The sequence below is a fragment of the Pseudomonas graminis genome, assembly GCF_001705435.1.
Classification (GTDB): Bacteria; Pseudomonadota; Gammaproteobacteria; order Pseudomonadales; family Pseudomonadaceae; genus Aquipseudomonas; species Aquipseudomonas graminis_B.
In genome coordinates, this window is the sequence record NZ_MDEN01000061.1 from 242,977 (window position 1) to 258,517 (window position 15,541).

A 15,541-nucleotide genomic window follows, 5' to 3' on the forward strand; every position below is an offset into this window, starting at 1 on the left:
AGCGCGCTCCTGCAGGTTTATTCGCCACTCAAGCATTCTTTTCCCTCTTGATAAGCAAGAAACAGGGCATATCACTAACGGTTATAAAAATATGGAATTCAGTTCTTTTACGGAATAAATCGGAGCCTTTATAACGGGTGCACTTGTCACAAGCCCACCGATTCCGCTCGAAGGATTTCTCATGGATGTTTTCTGGTTTCTACCGACACACGGCGACGGCCATTACCTGGGCACGACCAAGGGCGCGCGCCCGGTCACGCTCAATTACCTGAAGCAGGTCGCCCAGGCCGCCGATGATCTGGGTTACCACGGCGTGCTGATTCCGACCGGCCGTTCCTGCGAAGACTCCTGGGTGATCGCCTCGGCCCTCGTGCCGTTGACCGAGCGTTTGCGTTACCTGGTGGCGATTCGTCCGGGGATCATTTCTCCGACCGTTTCCGCGCGCATGGCCGCGACCCTGGATCGCTTGTCCGGCGGACGCCTGCTGATCAACGTCGTGACCGGCGGAGACCCTGATGAGAACCGTGGCGATGGCAGCTTCCTCGATCACAGCGAACGTTACGAAGTCACCGACGAATTCCTGAAGATCTGGCGCCGCGTGTTGCAGGGCGAAGCCGTGGACTTCGAAGGCAAGCACCTGAGAGTGCAGAACGCCAAAGCCCTGTATCCGCCGATCCAGAAGCCCTATCCGCCGCTGTACTTTGGTGGTTCCTCCGAAGCGGCCCATGAACTGGCTGCTGAGCAGGTCGATGTTTACCTCACTTGGGGCGAGCCCCCTGCCGCCGTGGCCGAGAAGCTGGCGGACGTGCGTGAGCGCGCCGCGCGCAACGGCCGTACGGTCAAATTCGGCATCCGTCTGCACGTGATCGTCCGGGAGACCAGCGAAGAAGCCTGGAAAGCCGCCGACACCCTGATCGAGCACATCAGCGACGACACCATCGCCGCCGCACAGAAATCTTTTTCGCGTTTCGACTCCGAAGGCCAGCGCCGCATGGCCGCATTGCACGACGGCCGTCGCGACAACCTGGAAATCGCCCCCAACCTGTGGGCCGGCGTCGGCCTGGTACGGGGCGGTGCGGGCACGGCGCTGGTGGGTAATCCGCAGGAAGTCGCCGAGCGGATCAAGGAATACGCGGACCTGGGCATCGAAAGCTTCATCTTCTCCGGCTACCCCCATCTGGAAGAAGCCTATCGCTTCGCCGAGCTGGTGTTCCCGCTGTTGCCCGAGCCGTATCGCAGCCTGGCAGGCCGCGGCATCACCAACCTCACCGGCCCGTTTGGCGAGATGATTGCCAACGACTTGCCACCGCAGAAGTAAGTTTCGCCGACCCCCTGGAAACACCCGTTTGCTGCGCAACCGCGCAGCGCGTGGGAAACGGTTGATCTGCCATCGCGACAACGGCCATCGCGACAAGGAGTCCTTCATGACAGCCAGCTTACCGTTCCAACCACAAGTGACCCCCATGCAGCTATTGACCCTACCGCCCTCGCCGGCCCTGGCGACTTCGATTCGTGCCACCGCGCAGGTGTTCGAAGACCCGAGATCCCAGGCGCTGCTGGCCCATATCGAACAAGTCGCGCCCAGCGATGCCAGCGTGCTGATCATCGGCGAAACCGGCACCGGCAAAGAGCTGGTGGCGCGTCACATTCACAACTTGAGCAGCCGTCGTCATCAGCCATTCGTGGCGGTCAACTGCGGCGCGTTTTCGGAATCACTGGTGGAAGCGGAGCTGTTCGGCCAGGAAAAAGGCGCGTTCACCGGTGCCCTCACCGCCAAGGCCGGCTGGTTTGAAGAAGCCAACGGCGGCACGCTGTTTCTCGACGAAATCGGCGATCTGCCCCTGGCCATTCAGGTCAAGCTGCTGCGCGTCCTGCAGGAGCGCGAAGTGGTGCGGCTGGGCTCGCGCAAAAGCACGCCGATCAACGTGCGGGTGCTGGCCGCGACCAACGTGCAGCTGGAACGCGCGATCAACGCCGGGCACTTTCGCGAAGACCTGTTCTACCGCCTCAACGTCGTCAATCTGGAGCTGAGCACCCTGCGCGAACGGCCGGGCGACATCATGCCGCTGAGCCGGCACTTCATCGACGTCTACAGCCAGCGTCTGGGCTGCGGACCGATCCAGATCAGCGCCGAGGCCGAGCACAAGTTGCGGACCTACGGCTGGCCGGGGAATATTCGCGAGCTGGAAAACGTCATTCACCACACCCTGCTGATCTGCCGCAACGGCGTGATTCAGTCCAGCGATCTGCGCCTGTCGAACCTGCGCCTTGAGCGTCAGGAAGATTCTGCCCCCATCGTCGACGATTCAACCGAAGCGCTGCTGGCCAGGGCGTTCCAGCGCCTGTTCGAAGAGCAGGCCGGCGCGCTGCACGAAAAGGTCGAAGACGCCTTGTTGCGCGCGGCCTATCGCTTCAGCCACTGCAACCAGGTGCACACCGCGCAGTTGCTGGGGTTGAGCCGCAATGTCGTGCGCGCGCGGCTGATCAAGATCGGTGAACTGGCCGTCAACAAGCGCCGCCCCGGCGAGCAGACCCAGGGTGAACGGATGCTGCATTTGTCGGTGTGAACCTACAGCGATGCAACCGGTGGGACTGCGCTCATCCCTGACGCGGTCCTACGATTTCCCCCGCCACTTCGTACGCGTTGAAGATCATCGACGTCGCCCGGTGTTGACGAATCAACTCCCACAAATCCCCTTCGCCCTGCTCGGCGTTTTCGAACGCGCGCTCGCAGTCGGTCTTCGACAGCCATTGCACGTGGCTCAGCACCCGCTGGCGGTCTTCACTGACCTGCACGCTGGCGCGGACAAAACCTGGGTAGGTGCGGGTGAATCGCTCGAAACGCTCGTTGAGCGCCCCGACCAGCCCGGCCTGATGTCGGGGGTCGACGGCGAACTCGACGAATTGACTGAAAGGGAGATGAGCGGCTGCTGGTGTCATGAACGTTCTCCACGGATGACGGTTGTTGCTGAACAGGATGCTGCGCAAACCGGCATGGCCCCATACGTTTCTTGCGCCGGTGCCCCACTTGCCAAGCCGGTCCGGCCAAGCGATGCTGCGCAGGATAAAACCTCCAGTTAACTGGAGGTCAAGCGTCGTTCGGCACACAGGAAGATTGCATGCTCACCCAGGACATCCCGCCCATCGCCCGCGAACTCACCGTCGGCCAGTTGTCCGCGCGCAGCGGCGTGGCCATCACCGCGCTGCGCTTTTATGAGGCCAAAGGCCTGATCAGCAGCCAGCGCAACGCCGGCAATCAGCGGCGCTACCCCCGGGATGTGCTGCGTCGGGTGGCGTTGATCAAAACTGCCCAGCGCCTGGGCATTCCGCTGGCGACCATTCAAACCGCGCTACAAACCCTGCCCCAAGACCGCCCGCCCAGCCTTGACGACTGGACGCGGCTGTCCGAGCGCTGGAAAGCCGATCTGGATGAACGCATCAACCGTCTCACCGCCCTGCGCGACCAGCTCAGTGGCTGCATCGGTTGCGGCTGCCTGTCGATGGAGGCCTGCCCGCTGCGTAACTTCGGTGACAGCCTGAGCGAGCAAGGCGCCGGGCCGCGCCTGCTGGATCAGGATTGAAGGTTTTGCGGACTGACCCGGGTATCGGCAAGAGTCTGGTCGACCAGTGACAGATAATTGCGTCGTGGGGGACGCAATCTCCTGGTTATTCAGATTGGCACGTTGCACACCGCCGCCAGTCGCGCCGCCAGCAGCTTGGCCTGCAACGCCACGTCGGTCACCGCGGTGCTTTCCCACCACAGCCCGCGCAAGGGCGGGCCCATGGCGTAGAGCCGCGCCGAAATCCGTCCTTCGGCGTCCATGACCGCACCACCCGCGTCGGCGGCAATGCCAAGCGCCAACGGCCCCGGCTGAATCAGGCCATGGGCCAGCAGATTGCGCGGCAAGGCCCGGTCAACCCGGCGCCAGTCGTATTGAATGCCGGTCGAGTTGATCAGCGCTGCGCCACTCTCCGTCGTGGCCATGTCCTGCCCGCGATAGCGAACGCTGATGGAAATCTGCCCGGCCTCGGCGCCCTCCACCCTGAGCAACGAGGCGGCGTGGATGTGCAGGCGCCCTTCGTCGATCAGCCGCTCCAGCAACTTCGCACTGGGCGGCGGCGAGCGGTGATGATGGCTTTCCCACCACGGCCGCACGTGGCGTACGAATTGGCGGCGCTGCAGGTCAGAGGCCTGACTCCACAGCCGTGGAATATGCACGCGCACAGTGTCGAGCGGCGCCTGCCAGTCGATGCCCTGCTCCGCCGCTTGCGCGCACTGCTCGCGCAAGGCCCTGACCAGTTGCCGGGTGCTGCGTATGTTCAGGTCGGCGGCGAGAAAGTCCGGCCATGTCGGCGGTTGGCGGCGAACGTGGGGCAGCAGGCCGTGGCGGGAAAACACGTCAATGGGCCCACGGTGACCGGCTTGCTCCAGGGACACCACGGCGTCGACCATGGTCAGGCCCGAGCCGATGATCAGCACCCGGCCTTGGGGGGCGAGCTGGCCCATAGCATCGACATCCCATGGATCGACGGCAGCGGCGTTGAGGGCGTTTGAATCGCGCTGAGGCGTGCGCGCGGCGGCGAACATGCCCGTTGCCAATACGCCGAATCGGCCAGTCAGGTGTTCGCCGCTGGCGAGGGTCAGGCGCACGCCGGCTGCGTCAGCCTGCAGGTCGGTCACTTCGCCGCGCACGTGCTCGACGGTGGAACCATAGCGCTCGCCGACCACCCGTGCCTCGGCCAGACGCTGCTGAACGTACAGCCCGAAAATCCCGCGGGGCGGAAACAGCTCGGCCACCGGCACGTGCTGCTGGTCAGACTCCGGCCAGCCACCGGCGGCAATGTAGTCGGTCAGCCAGCGGGTGAGATCGTCGACGTCGTCCGGGTCGACGCTCATGCGTGCGGCGTTGCCGTTCAGCGTGTGGCCCGGCTCGGTGGCGCTGTAGGCCTCACCCCGGCCCAACTCGCTGCGTGACTCGACGATAACGATGCGCCGTTGCCCCGGCAGGCGCAGCAGCTGCACCGCGAGCATGGTGCCGCTGAGGCCACCGCCGACGATGAGGATGTCGGCATCAGGTCCATTGTGTTCAGCGCTCATTGCTTCCCCCCTTCTCTTCGCCTCGCAGGCGCGCATGGCTGATTATGGACAGCGTGGCACCGGATTCAACCCAACGTCAGCCCTTGCGTTTCATGTCCAGGCGCCGCAGATGGCAGGTCACTTCTTCGCGGTCGTGGTACAGCTGCTTGCAGCCGATGGAAACCTTGACGCCGCGGGCCTTGAAGCCGTCTTCGATGCGCTCCAGCAAGCGTCGCACTTCGGCGTAACGCTGCTTCATCGGCAACTTGAGATTGACCACCGCCTCGCGGCACAAACCCTCGCCCAGCCAGGTTTCCAGCAGCGCGGCGTTGCGTGCGGGCTTTTCGACGATGTCGCAGACCATCCAGTCCACCGGCTGACGGGGCTTGAAGGTAAAGCCGTCGGCCATCAGGTGCTGCACCAGCCCGGTGTCCATCAGGCTTTCGGCCATCGGACCGTTATCGATGGCGGTGACCAGCATGCCGCGCCGCACCAGTTGGTAGGTCCAGCCCCCGGGCGCCGCGCCCAGGTCGACGCCGGTCATGTCGCCCGACAGGCGCTCGTCCCACTGATCACGGGGGATGAAGTGATGCCAGGCCTCTTCCAGCTTGAGGGTCGAGCGGCTGGGCGCTTCCCGGGGGAATTTCAGGCGCGGAATGCCCATGGGCCACATCGCCGAGTTGTTCGCGTCGGCCAGCCCAAGGAACACTTCGCGCCCGCTTTTAAAAGTCAGCAGCAAACGCGGCAGGCTCGGGTTGTCGACCAGTTTGCCGGCCTTCTCCAGCGCCTTGCGCAATGGCGCCTCGAACTTGCGGCAGAACGTCGAAAGCTCCTTGCCGTCGTTGGTGTCGACCACTTCCAGCCACAGGCTGCCGCACGGCGCAAAGCCGGCCATGTACTCGAGGATCACACTGATGCGGTCGGTTTCCGGCAGCTGGACAAACACGCCACGGGCCCACTGCCGGGGGAAAATCAGCTCGCGGAACTTCAGGCTGTTCATCAGCCGCTCTGCACCCTCGGGCTCGGTGCAGATGAATTCCGCAAAGGCGGCGTCGGTCTTCGCCTTGGCGTAGCCGGACACCTCAAGGCGGGCGGCGTACTCGCTGAGCTCCGAGCAGACCTCGCTTTCGAAGCCGGGGCGGCAATGCATGAAAAGGGTGTTCACGGGACGGTCTCCTCGCGCGCCACGAATCGAGTCGCGGCGCAAGCTGTACATGAGGATTAACCTCAATGACTCGAAAGCGGCGCATGATAGCCGAATCAGGAACCACTGGCTCAGCCGGTGGGTCCAGTACTACTCAACGATCATTTAAAGCCGCCAACCAGAGCGCTGCTGCAAGCCCCGTCTTACCGTCGATCGCCCGTCCGCGCGTGCTGCGCGGACCGTCAAGGAGTCAGTCATGCCCTCCCTCGATAGCCTGAAAAGCCTCAAAACCCTCGAAGTCAGCAACAAGACCTACCACTACTTCAGCCTCCCGGATGCCGCGCGCACGCTGGGCAATCTCGACAAACTGCCGATGTCGCTCAAGGTGCTGCTGGAAAACCTGCTGCGCTGGGAAGACAACCACACGGTGACCGGTGACGACCTCAAGGCCCTCGCCGACTGGCTGACCGAGCGCAAATCCCACCGGGAAATCCAGTACCGCCCCGCGCGCGTGCTGATGCAGGATTTCACCGGCGTGCCGGCCGTGGTTGACCTGGCCGCCATGCGCGCCGCCGTGGCCAAGGCCGGTGGCGATCCCCAGCGCATCAATCCGTTGTCGCCTGTGGATCTGGTCATCGATCACTCGGTCATGGTCGACCGCTTCGGCGACGACAAGGCCTTCGGCGAAAACGTCGACATCGAGATGCAGCGCAACGGCGAGCGTTACGCGTTCCTGCGCTGGGGCCAGAACGCGTTCGATAATTTCAGCGTAGTGCCGCCGGGCACCGGGATCTGCCATCAGGTCAACCTGGAATACCTCGGCCGCACCGTGTGGACCAAGGAAGAAGACGGCCGCACCTACGCCTTTCCGGACACGCTGGTCGGTACCGATTCCCACACCACAATGATCAACGGCCTCGGCGTACTTGGCTGGGGCGTCGGCGGCATCGAGGCGGAAGCGGCCATGCTCGGCCAACCCGTGTCGATGCTGATTCCGGAAGTCATCGGCTTCAAGCTCAGCGGCAAACTGCGCGAAGGCATCACCGCCACCGACCTGGTGCTGACCGTGACGCAAATGCTGCGCAAGAAAGGCGTGGTTGGTAAGTTCGTCGAATTCTATGGCGATGGCCTGGCGGACTTGCCGCTGGCGGATCGGGCCACCATTGCCAACATGGCCCCGGAATACGGCGCGACTTGCGGCTTCTTCCCGGTCGACGACGTCACCCTGGATTACCTGCGCCTGTCGGGCCGTCCGGACGAAACGGTGCAATTGGTCGAGGCCTACTGCAAGGCCCAGGGCCTGTGGCGTTTGCCCGGTCAGGAACCGGCGTTCACCGATGCGCTGGAGCTGGACATGGGCTCGGTGGTCGCGAGCCTCGCAGGGCCTAAACGTCCGCAAGACCGCGTCGCCCTTCCCGATGTGTCCAAGGCCTTCAGTGACTTCCTGGGCCTCGCAGTCAGCCCGAGCAAACACGAAGAAGGCCGACTGGAAAGCGAAGGCGGCGGCGGTGTCGCGGTGGGCAACGCCGCCCAGGTGGGCGAGGCTGAGTATGAATACAACGGCCAGACCTATCGCCTGAAAAACGGTGCAGTGGTCATTGCCGCCATCACCTCCTGCACCAACACGTCCAACCCGAGCGTGATGATGGCGGCCGGTCTGCTGGCGAAAAAGGCCGTGGAGAAAGGTCTGCAGCGCAAACCGTGGGTGAAGAGTTCGCTGGCGCCCGGCTCGAAGGTCGTGACCGATTACTACAACGCCGCCGGTCTAACGGAGTACCTCGATAAGTTGGGCTTCGACCTGGTGGGCTACGGCTGCACCACCTGCATTGGTAACTCCGGGCCGCTTCCTGACCCGATCGAAAAAGCCATTCAGCAGTCGGACCTGACCGTCGCGTCGGTTCTCTCGGGCAACCGAAACTTTGAAGGCCGCGTGCACCCGCTGGTGAAAACCAACTGGCTGGCCTCACCGCCGCTGGTGGTGGCTTACGCCTTGGCCGGCACCGTGCGCACTGACCTGAGCAGCGAGCCTCTGGGCGAAGGCAGCGACGGCCAGCCGGTTTACCTCCGTGATATCTGGCCGACCCAGCAGGAGATCGCCGACGCGGTCATGAACGTCAGCACCGGCATGTTTCACAAGGAATACGCGGAGGTCTTCGCCGGCGACGAGCAGTGGCAGGCGATTGAGGTGCCCGAGGCGGCGACCTATGTCTGGCAGCCGGACTCGACCTACATTCAGCACCCGCCTTTCTTCGAGGAGGTCGCCGGGCCATTGCCGGTCATCGCCGACGTGCAGCAGGCTCGCGTGCTGGCGGTGCTGGGGGATTCGGTGACCACTGACCACATCTCGCCCGCCGGCAACATCAAACTGGACAGCCCGGCCGGGCGCTACCTGCGCAGCAAGGGCGTGGAATACAAGGACTTCAACTCCTACGGCTCGCGGCGCGGCAACCATGAAGTGATGATGCGCGGCACCTTCGCCAACATCCGCATTCGCAACGAAATGCTCGGCGGCGAAGAAGGCGGCTACACGCTGCATGTCCCCACTGACGAGAAGCTGCCGATCTATGACGCGGCCATGCGTTACCAGGAAGAAGGCACGCCGCTGGTGGTCATTGCCGGTCAGGAATACGGCACGGGCTCCAGTCGCGACTGGGCGGCGAAAGGCACGAATCTGCTGGGCGTCAAAGCGGTGATTGCCGAGAGTTTCGAGCGTATCCACCGTTCCAACCTGGTCGGCATGGGTGTCCTGCCGCTGCAGTTCAGGGCGGGCGAAAGCCGCAAAACCCTGGGCCTGACCGGCAAGGAAGTGCTGAACATCACCGGGCTGACCGGTGCCACCCTGCAACCGGGCATGGGCCTGGCGGTGCAGATCACCCGCGAGGATGGCCAGCAGGACAACATCGACGTGCTGTGCCGGATCGATACCCTGAATGAAGTGGAATACTTCAAGGCGGGCGGGATTCTGCATTACGTGCTGCGGCAGTTGATTGCGTCCTGAGGCGATGTCTGGCTAGAAGATGATGGCGCTTGTCCGGGCCTCTTCCCGGCTGAAGCCGGTCCTACATGTGGGACCGGCTTTAGCCGGGAATGCGTCGTCTGCCTCACCGCAAGTTGCCAGTGTCCAAACCAAATCCGTCGTTATCAGAAACGCCCTACACAACCTCCGCCCTGCATCCCCGAAATAATCGGACCAACTCCACGTTTGATCCGACATACACCCGTGTTTAATCAACGTTAAAATCGCCAGCCTATTCCGACACTCAAGGTCGACTCCATGTCGGTGCAACGCTGGACTTCCCTCTTTCTGCTCTCTCTCGGCTACTGCCTGGCGCTGCTCTACGGCCAGCTCAGCGTGCCCGTGGTTATCACGTTCGGACTGCTGATCATGGCCGGCATCTGCGTCAGCCATTTCCAGCACCGCGCCGTGCGCCTATTCGGTCACGCCCTGTTCATCGCCATCGCGGCGGGGCTGGCCAGTCACTGGTTGCCCGGTTTCCTCAGCGCCAGAGCGATTGCCGGCGTGCGCCTCAGCCCCGAGGCCGCGCCGTATTCGATGTACCTGAACCTCGACAATCCTCTCATCGGCTTCTGGATCGCCATCGCCTGCCCCTGGGTGTTTATCGCGTTGAGTCCCAAACGCTGGCTGGGCGTCACCAGCATCGCGCTGCCCGTCACCGCCGCCGCGTGTTTATCAACCGCAATGTTGATGGGCCTCGTCGGCTGGTCGCCCAAGTGGCCCGAGCAAACGGGCATCTGGGCGCTGAACAACCTGCTGCTGGTCGCGCTGACCGAGGAACTGCTGTTTCGCGGTTACCTGCAGGGCAGTTTGAAAAGATGGCTGCAACACTTCCCCTGCCACGACGCCCTCGCAATCGGGGCGGCATCTGCGCTGTTCGGCCTCGCGCACATCGGTGCCGGGTGGGAATGGGCGCTTGTGGCGGGCATCGCGGGCGTGGGTTATGGCGTTGCCTGTCGCCTGGGCGGTCTGCCCGCTGCCGTGCTCACCCACTTCGGCCTGAACCTGCTGCATTTCAGCGTGTTCACCTACCCGATGTTCGACCGGTAAACGCCTCCACGACACCCGACCTATGACGCAGTTCACAAAAGCTTAATATTTTTTCGCATCGGGCCGATAACCCTTCACAGCCTTCCTGGATCGAATAGCTCATGCGAAATAACCAGCCCATCACTCAACGCGAACGGACCTTCCCGGCGCAGCAACGGTTGATCTCTACCACCGATGCGCGCGGCGTCATCACCTATTGCAACGACGCCTTCATTGAAATAAGCGGTTTTTCCCAAGATGAACTGATCAAGTCGCCCCACAACACCGTGCGTCATCCGGACGTGCCGGCGGCGGTCTTCGAACACATGTGGGCCACGCTCAAGCAGGGCCTGCCGTGGATGGGGATCGTCAAGAATCGCTGCAAGAACGGCGACCACTATTGGGTCAACGCTTACGTCACGCCGGTCTTCGAGAACAAGCAGGTAGTGGGCTTCGAGTCCGTGCGCATCAAGCCAACCGCTGAACAGGTGCGCCGCGCCGAAGCACTCTACAAACGCCTTAACAGCGGCAAAAGTGCCGTGCCAAGCCGCGACAAATGGCTGCCGATGTTGCAGGACTGGCTGCCGTTCATTCTGGTCAGCCAAGTGAGCTTTTTGATTGGTGTGTGGCTGAATTCCCATTGGGGCTTCCTGCTCGCCGCCGGGCTGTCGGTCCCCCTTGGCCTGCTGGGGTTGAGCTGGCAACAGCGTGGCCTCAAGCGCCTGCTGCGCCTGGCCGAGCAAACCACGTCCGACCCGCTGATCGCGCAGATGTACACCGACAGTCGCGGCGCACAGGCGCGGCTGGAAATGTCGATCCTCAGCCAGGAAGCGCGTCTCAAGACGTGCCTCACCCGCCTGCAGGACACCGCCGAACACCTCAACGCTCAGGCGCGTCAGTCCGACACCCTGGCCCAGGCCAGCTCCTGCGGCCTGGAACGTCAGCGCGTCGAAACCGAACAGGTCGCCACCGCCGTCAACCAGATGGCTGCGACCACCCAGGAAGTCGCCAATCACGTGCAGCGCACCGCTGACGCCACACAGCAGGCCAACGAGCTGACCCGTCGCGGCCGCGAGATCGCCAGTGACACCCGCGAAGCCATCCAGCGCTTGTCCACGTCGGTGGGCGAAACCGGCCTGACCGTGACTCAGCTGGCCAAGGACAGCAACGAAATCGGTGGCGTCGTCGATGTCATCAAAGGCATCGCCGACCAGACCAACCTGCTGGCCCTGAACGCCGCCATCGAAGCCGCTCGTGCGGGCGAAATGGGTCGTGGCTTTGCCGTCGTCGCCGATGAAGTCCGACAACTCGCCCAACGCACCACAGAATCCACCGGCCAGATCCACGCCCTCATCGCCAAGCTGCAACAGACGGCCACCAACGCGGTGCAGACCATGGACACAGGCCGGCGCCAGGCTGAAGAAGGTGTCGAGCAAGTCATGGAAGCCGACAGGGCGCTGGTGGGCATCAGCGACGCGGTGGCCAACATCACCGACATGACCACGCAGATCGCCGCTGCCACTGAGGAGCAAAGCTCGGTCGCAGAAGAGGTCAGCCGCAACATCAGCACCATCGCGCATCTGGCCGACCAGACCTCCGACGAGGCCCGTCGCTCTGCCGCGCTCAGTGCGGAACTGACCCACACAGCCAACACGCAATACTCACTGGTGGAACGCTTTAACCGCTGAGTGATTGACGGGTTAAACGAAGGCCCCGGCAGATCGTCTGCCGGGGCCTTTTTGTTTGTGTCGGGGTTTAAGTAGGACATTTCTGAAAATCATTTGGGAGTGCGGTTTTTGGTTTGTAGCGGGGGGTTGGGTGTTGACAGGATTTGTAGAACTCTATTAGTTGATTATTGAAAGACGATAGATAGTTACCACCATTAGTGGGGTATTTGTTGATCTGAATAATTAATCATATGCACTTTCTGCAAATAGCGTGTAGAGATGCGTCAAGTGGAGATACTTATGAAGTCGGCAGGTCTAGCTGCACCTTCTGTACCCGTGGCTGAGAGTGATGGCCTCATAAAGCTCGCGAATATAACCCAGAACCTTTCTGTAGTTGTGGAGGCATGGGCGTACTCAGATGAGGGGGATGTCTTTCAGCTGATGGTCAACGGCATTACTGTTGGGCAGGCCCAACCAATACCTGTGCCGCTGCCGCTACCAGGAACGCTCTTGTCACTTACATTGCCCATAGAAGAACTGGAGAAAGGAGGACACTACCGAATCGCTTACAGAGTCACAAACATGCCAGGTGGCATTACCGTTGAGTCGCCGTCGACCACAATTCGCATAGACCGCACAAAACCCGGCGCCACCCTCCTCGCCCCCCTCATCTTCCCCACCGCCACCCTCGGTGATCAACTCATTGGCCTCCTGCCAAGCTACGCCGGCATGGCACCTGGCGATGTCATCCAGACATTACTCAACGGCGTTGCAGGCCCGTCCCATCAGGTCCAGGCGGATGAGCTCACCCTCAGACCCGTCGAAATCGCGTTCAGCCGCGAACACCTGCAAGCCCATGCAGCCGAAACGGTGTCCGTCGAGTACTTCGTCACCGACCGGGCGGGCAACGTCTCCATCACCAGCCTCCCGACCCTGGTTTCAATTAAATTGTAACCGGCGTTCGCGCCATTCATCTGAATACCAAAAGTAACCACCTCCACGCTAATGCGTGGAGGTTTTGTCAACAAATTCGCCTTAAGAAAATAATTTAAATTATTTTTGGGCATCTCGATTCCACAGAACCTACATCTCCGTAGGAAGTGTCTGATGGACTACCAAAATTTTATAGACTACGCGCGATACATAATTATTTAAATCGCTCAAAAAACCCCTGAAAACGGCCGGACTCACACATTAAAGATCTATTCAACCGCGAATTTTTTTCAAAGAAGCCATGCAATCCCATGCACTTCGCTTGTTTGACAGTACTATTTTTCGAATCGATCATAGGCATGTGCAGCGCCGCAGTCCTACAAGCAAGCGCACAACACACAATCCTGTAATCCTCGCACTAGCGATCTGATCAAGGAGTTCCAATGGAAGATGAAACGGATATCCAGCCGTCACCCCACTCACAACCGATCGAGCCAGATAACAATAAAAAATTAACAGTACCAAACCCGAAAAATACTCGCAGGACCAAACGCAAACCACCCGGCAAGAGTTCAATCCCGCTCTACGAAGATCTGCAGGCGGTGCCACCCGTGGCCAAGAGTGCGGCTGAACAGGCGATGGTCTACGCCGGCCAGCTTCAAAACGCCCCAGGATTTCCCTGGCATCACGAAATGAAGGACCCACCTCCGGCGCCTGTATTCGAAGCGCCTTTCATCACCGGTGCCGACCCCGAAGGCCCGACCGACGCCCAGTTGAACGTGGGCATCTACATCAACATCCCGCGCTCTCCGAAACTGTGGTTTGGGGATCACCTGAAGCTGCGCTGGGGTCACAACACGTTCTACACCACCGTCGGCAAGGTAGAAGGTCGCAAAGGCCCTCGCCTGGTTCAGTACCTCAACAATGAAACTCTCGCGGACTACGAGAGCGGGTGCGTCGAGGTGCGCTACGAAGTGGTGAGGCGCGCCAGGCTCGTGGGCATTTCGGAAACGCTCACCGTCAACCTGCCCCGCCTGAGGAAGCGACGCGGCAAAGGCTCGCCCCTTGGCCGTCCACCGCGACGGCGCCGGATGCAGCCCAAACCCTGAGCCCACGTAAAAAAGCCCCGACTGCATCGCTGCAGCCGGGGCTTTGGAACCGCGTTTCAATCAACTGACGCGAATGTCAGAACGCCAGACGCACCCCCACGTTCGCACCCCAAGGCTGCTCAACATGCTCACCCTTCATGTAATCGAAATCAGCGTGCACCTGGAGTCGCTCGGACAGCGACACCGAAACACCTGCACCCAATTCCGCGCGGGAGCCGAACAAGTCGTTGTCAAAACGCTGACCGTTCACGCTGACGTCATTACTGCGGGAGAACTCGTGGGCCATCGCCACTCGCGCGTACGGTTTAACAATGCCGCCGTCTTTCAGCGTGAAGCTGCGCCCCACGGTAGTGCCGACCTTGCCCAGCATAGACTGCGTCTGGTTGGTCCTGGCCTGCATGCCGTTGTCCAGCGCGTAGCTGCTGCCATCGATCCAGACGCTGGACACCTGCGCGAACGGCTCGACGAAATACTCATCGCCCAGCTTTATATGCTTGCCGACTTCCAGCGATCCACCCAATGCCTTGCTGCTGTAATCGCCTTTTGCTTTGGTGCCATCGCTCATCGCCACCTTGGACTGGTTATGGAACTGGTTCAGTTTCACCACGCCGTCCAGGTAATAACCGCCCTCCGACAACCACGTGCCATACGCGCCGACGTAGTAGCTGTCGACCTGACCCGACGTGCCTCGACCGATGTCCAGATCCGACTTGCTGTAACCCCCCATCAAGCCGAGCAACAGCTGACCGTTGCTCACGGGCACGGGCGCATCCGCACCGAACGACAAACCCTGCTGCTTCTGGCTGTAGTCGACACCGGAATCCAGCGCCGCATTGAAACGACTGCCATAGGTACGCATCCAGCCGCCGCCCTGCCCTTGGCCGCGCACCTCCCCCATGCGACTGCGCAACGTCGTCAACTCGCTGTTCCATACCGTCGGTGCGGTATTGAACAACGCCAGCGCACTTTTCGTGGAAGGGCTGATCTCCTTGCCGGAGCCGACGATAAACCAGTCAGAGCCCTGGCGTTCGAGCTCGTAGGAATACACCCCAAGATCTGCCCGACCGCCCACCAGCCCGAACTCCGCATCCCCGCCTTCGGTGTGAACCACCCGAAGCGGATCGAACTCGGCGGGGACGGCTTCAGTGCCGGTGTTCTGGATACGCAGTCGATGCCTGCCCGACGCCTCCCCATTCACGCTGAGCAGGTCGCCGGTGCCGTCGTCGAGGTTGATACGCATATCGAACAGCCCGGAGCCGGACAGCTTGCCCAGCGAAAGCGAATGAAAGCCGTCTCCGGTGAAGCCAACGCTGCCGCCGTCCAGCGCGAGCGAATTAACGCTGTTATCCGCCGCAAGCTGCCAGCGACCACTGGAATCGATGGTCACGGAATCGCCATTGACGATATTCCCGTTCAACTGCCCGTGATTGCGCAGCACCACGTTGAGGGTGCTGGTGTCGTCGGCGACGAAATCACCGGAGAGGGTGCTGTTGATCACTTTTACGTTGGCGGTACTTTCTGACTGGACACTAATAAGTACTCCCGAGCCTGACTCAAGGCTAGATC

Annotated in this window: 12 protein-coding genes; 8 read left to right on the forward strand and 4 right to left on the reverse strand. The window is 61.6% G+C overall.

Annotated elements, in window-relative coordinates; translation table 11 throughout:
• Window positions 1-181 precede the first annotated feature (181 nt).
• Window positions 182-1,318: an FMNH2-dependent alkanesulfonate monooxygenase gene (gene ssuD / locus BBI10_RS11770; RefSeq protein WP_065988676.1), complete on the forward strand. Its 1,137-nt coding sequence runs from the start codon at window positions 182-184 to the stop codon at window positions 1,316-1,318.
• A gap of 145 nt (window positions 1,319-1,463) precedes the next feature.
• Window positions 1,464-2,567: a sigma-54 interaction domain-containing protein gene (locus BBI10_RS11775; protein ID WP_065988758.1), complete on the forward strand. Its 1,104-nt coding sequence runs from the start codon at window positions 1,464-1,466 to the stop codon at window positions 2,565-2,567.
• Between the two features lie 31 nt (window positions 2,568-2,598).
• On the opposite strand, the gene BBI10_RS11780 is transcribed toward BBI10_RS11775, so the two are convergent.
• On the reverse strand, window positions 2,599-2,940 hold the full coding sequence (locus BBI10_RS11780) for an antibiotic biosynthesis monooxygenase (protein WP_065988677.1): 342 nt from the start codon (window positions 2,938-2,940) through the stop codon (window positions 2,599-2,601).
• 179 nt (window positions 2,941-3,119) lie between these two features.
• Between BBI10_RS11780 and soxR the strand changes: the two genes are divergently transcribed.
• A complete protein-coding gene (gene soxR / locus BBI10_RS11785) occupies window positions 3,120-3,581 on the forward strand; it encodes a redox-sensitive transcriptional activator SoxR (RefSeq protein WP_065988678.1) in 462 nt (153 codons plus the stop codon).
• 89 nt (window positions 3,582-3,670) lie between these two features.
• Here the strand turns inward: soxR and BBI10_RS11790 are convergent, their stop codons facing one another.
• On the reverse strand, window positions 3,671-5,098 hold the full coding sequence (locus tag BBI10_RS11790; protein ID WP_065988679.1) for an FAD/NAD(P)-binding protein: 1,428 nt from the start codon (window positions 5,096-5,098) through the stop codon (window positions 3,671-3,673).
• Between the two features lie 76 nt (window positions 5,099-5,174).
• Complete coding sequence (gene rlmM, locus BBI10_RS11795) at window positions 5,175-6,242, reverse strand: 23S rRNA (cytidine(2498)-2'-O)-methyltransferase RlmM (RefSeq protein ID WP_065988759.1); 1,068 nt, start codon at window positions 6,240-6,242, stop codon at window positions 5,175-5,177.
• A gap of 235 nt (window positions 6,243-6,477) precedes the next feature.
• On the opposite strand from rlmM, the gene acnA reads away from it, so the two are divergent.
• The 5 genes from acnA (at window position 6,478) to BBI10_RS11820 (ending at window position 13,975) form a co-directional block, all read left to right on the forward strand.
• Entirely contained in the window at window positions 6,478-9,219 is a 2,742-nt protein-coding gene (acnA, locus tag BBI10_RS11800; protein WP_065988680.1) for an aconitate hydratase AcnA, read from the forward strand.
• A gap of 276 nt (window positions 9,220-9,495) precedes the next feature.
• Complete coding sequence (locus tag BBI10_RS11805; protein ID WP_065988681.1) at window positions 9,496-10,287, forward strand: CPBP family intramembrane glutamic endopeptidase; 792 nt, start codon at window positions 9,496-9,498, stop codon at window positions 10,285-10,287.
• Between the two features lie 101 nt (window positions 10,288-10,388).
• Window positions 10,389-11,954 carry a methyl-accepting chemotaxis protein gene (locus tag BBI10_RS11810; RefSeq protein WP_065988682.1) on the forward strand — a complete coding sequence of 522 codons (1,566 nt, stop codon included), beginning with the start codon at window positions 10,389-10,391 and terminating at the stop codon, window positions 11,952-11,954.
• Between the two features lie 279 nt (window positions 11,955-12,233).
• Window positions 12,234-12,887, forward strand: a complete 654-nt coding sequence (locus tag BBI10_RS11815) for a hypothetical protein (RefSeq protein WP_065988683.1) — start codon at window positions 12,234-12,236, stop codon at window positions 12,885-12,887.
• Between the two features lie 422 nt (window positions 12,888-13,309).
• Window positions 13,310-13,975 carry a hypothetical protein gene (locus BBI10_RS11820; RefSeq protein ID WP_065988684.1) on the forward strand — a complete coding sequence of 222 codons (666 nt, stop codon included), beginning with the start codon at window positions 13,310-13,312 and terminating at the stop codon, window positions 13,973-13,975.
• A 76-nt stretch (window positions 13,976-14,051) separates the two neighbouring features.
• Here the strand turns inward: BBI10_RS11820 and BBI10_RS27945 are convergent, their stop codons facing one another.
• A complete protein-coding gene (locus BBI10_RS27945; protein ID WP_244160345.1) occupies window positions 14,052-15,473 on the reverse strand; it encodes an autotransporter outer membrane beta-barrel domain-containing protein in 1,422 nt (473 codons plus the stop codon).
• Window positions 15,474-15,541: the final 68 nt, after the last annotated feature.

Bases quoted from the DNA above. Each gene is read 5' to 3' on its own strand.
- soxR (WP_065988678.1), top strand. From the start codon at position 3,120: ATGCTCACCCAGGACATCCCGCCCATCGCCCGCGAACTCACCGTCGGC.
- BBI10_RS11820 (WP_065988684.1), top strand. From the start codon at position 13,310: ATGGAAGATGAAACGGATATCCAGCCGTCACCCCACTCACAACCGATC.
- BBI10_RS11815 (WP_065988683.1), top strand. From the start codon at position 12,234: ATGAAGTCGGCAGGTCTAGCTGCACCTTCTGTACCCGTGGCTGAGAGT.
- BBI10_RS11775 (WP_065988758.1), top strand. From the start codon at position 1,464: ATGCAGCTATTGACCCTACCGCCCTCGCCGGCCCTGGCGACTTCGATT.
- BBI10_RS11805 (WP_065988681.1), top strand. From the start codon at position 9,496: ATGTCGGTGCAACGCTGGACTTCCCTCTTTCTGCTCTCTCTCGGCTAC.
- BBI10_RS11790 (WP_065988679.1), bottom strand. From the start codon at position 5,098: ATGAGCGCTGAACACAATGGACCTGATGCCGACATCCTCATCGTCGGC.
- BBI10_RS11780 (WP_065988677.1), bottom strand. From the start codon at position 2,940: ATGACACCAGCAGCCGCTCATCTCCCTTTCAGTCAATTCGTCGAGTTC.
- acnA (WP_065988680.1), top strand. From the start codon at position 6,478: ATGCCCTCCCTCGATAGCCTGAAAAGCCTCAAAACCCTCGAAGTCAGC.
- ssuD (WP_065988676.1), top strand. From the start codon at position 182: ATGGATGTTTTCTGGTTTCTACCGACACACGGCGACGGCCATTACCTG.
- BBI10_RS11810 (WP_065988682.1), top strand. From the start codon at position 10,389: ATGCGAAATAACCAGCCCATCACTCAACGCGAACGGACCTTCCCGGCG.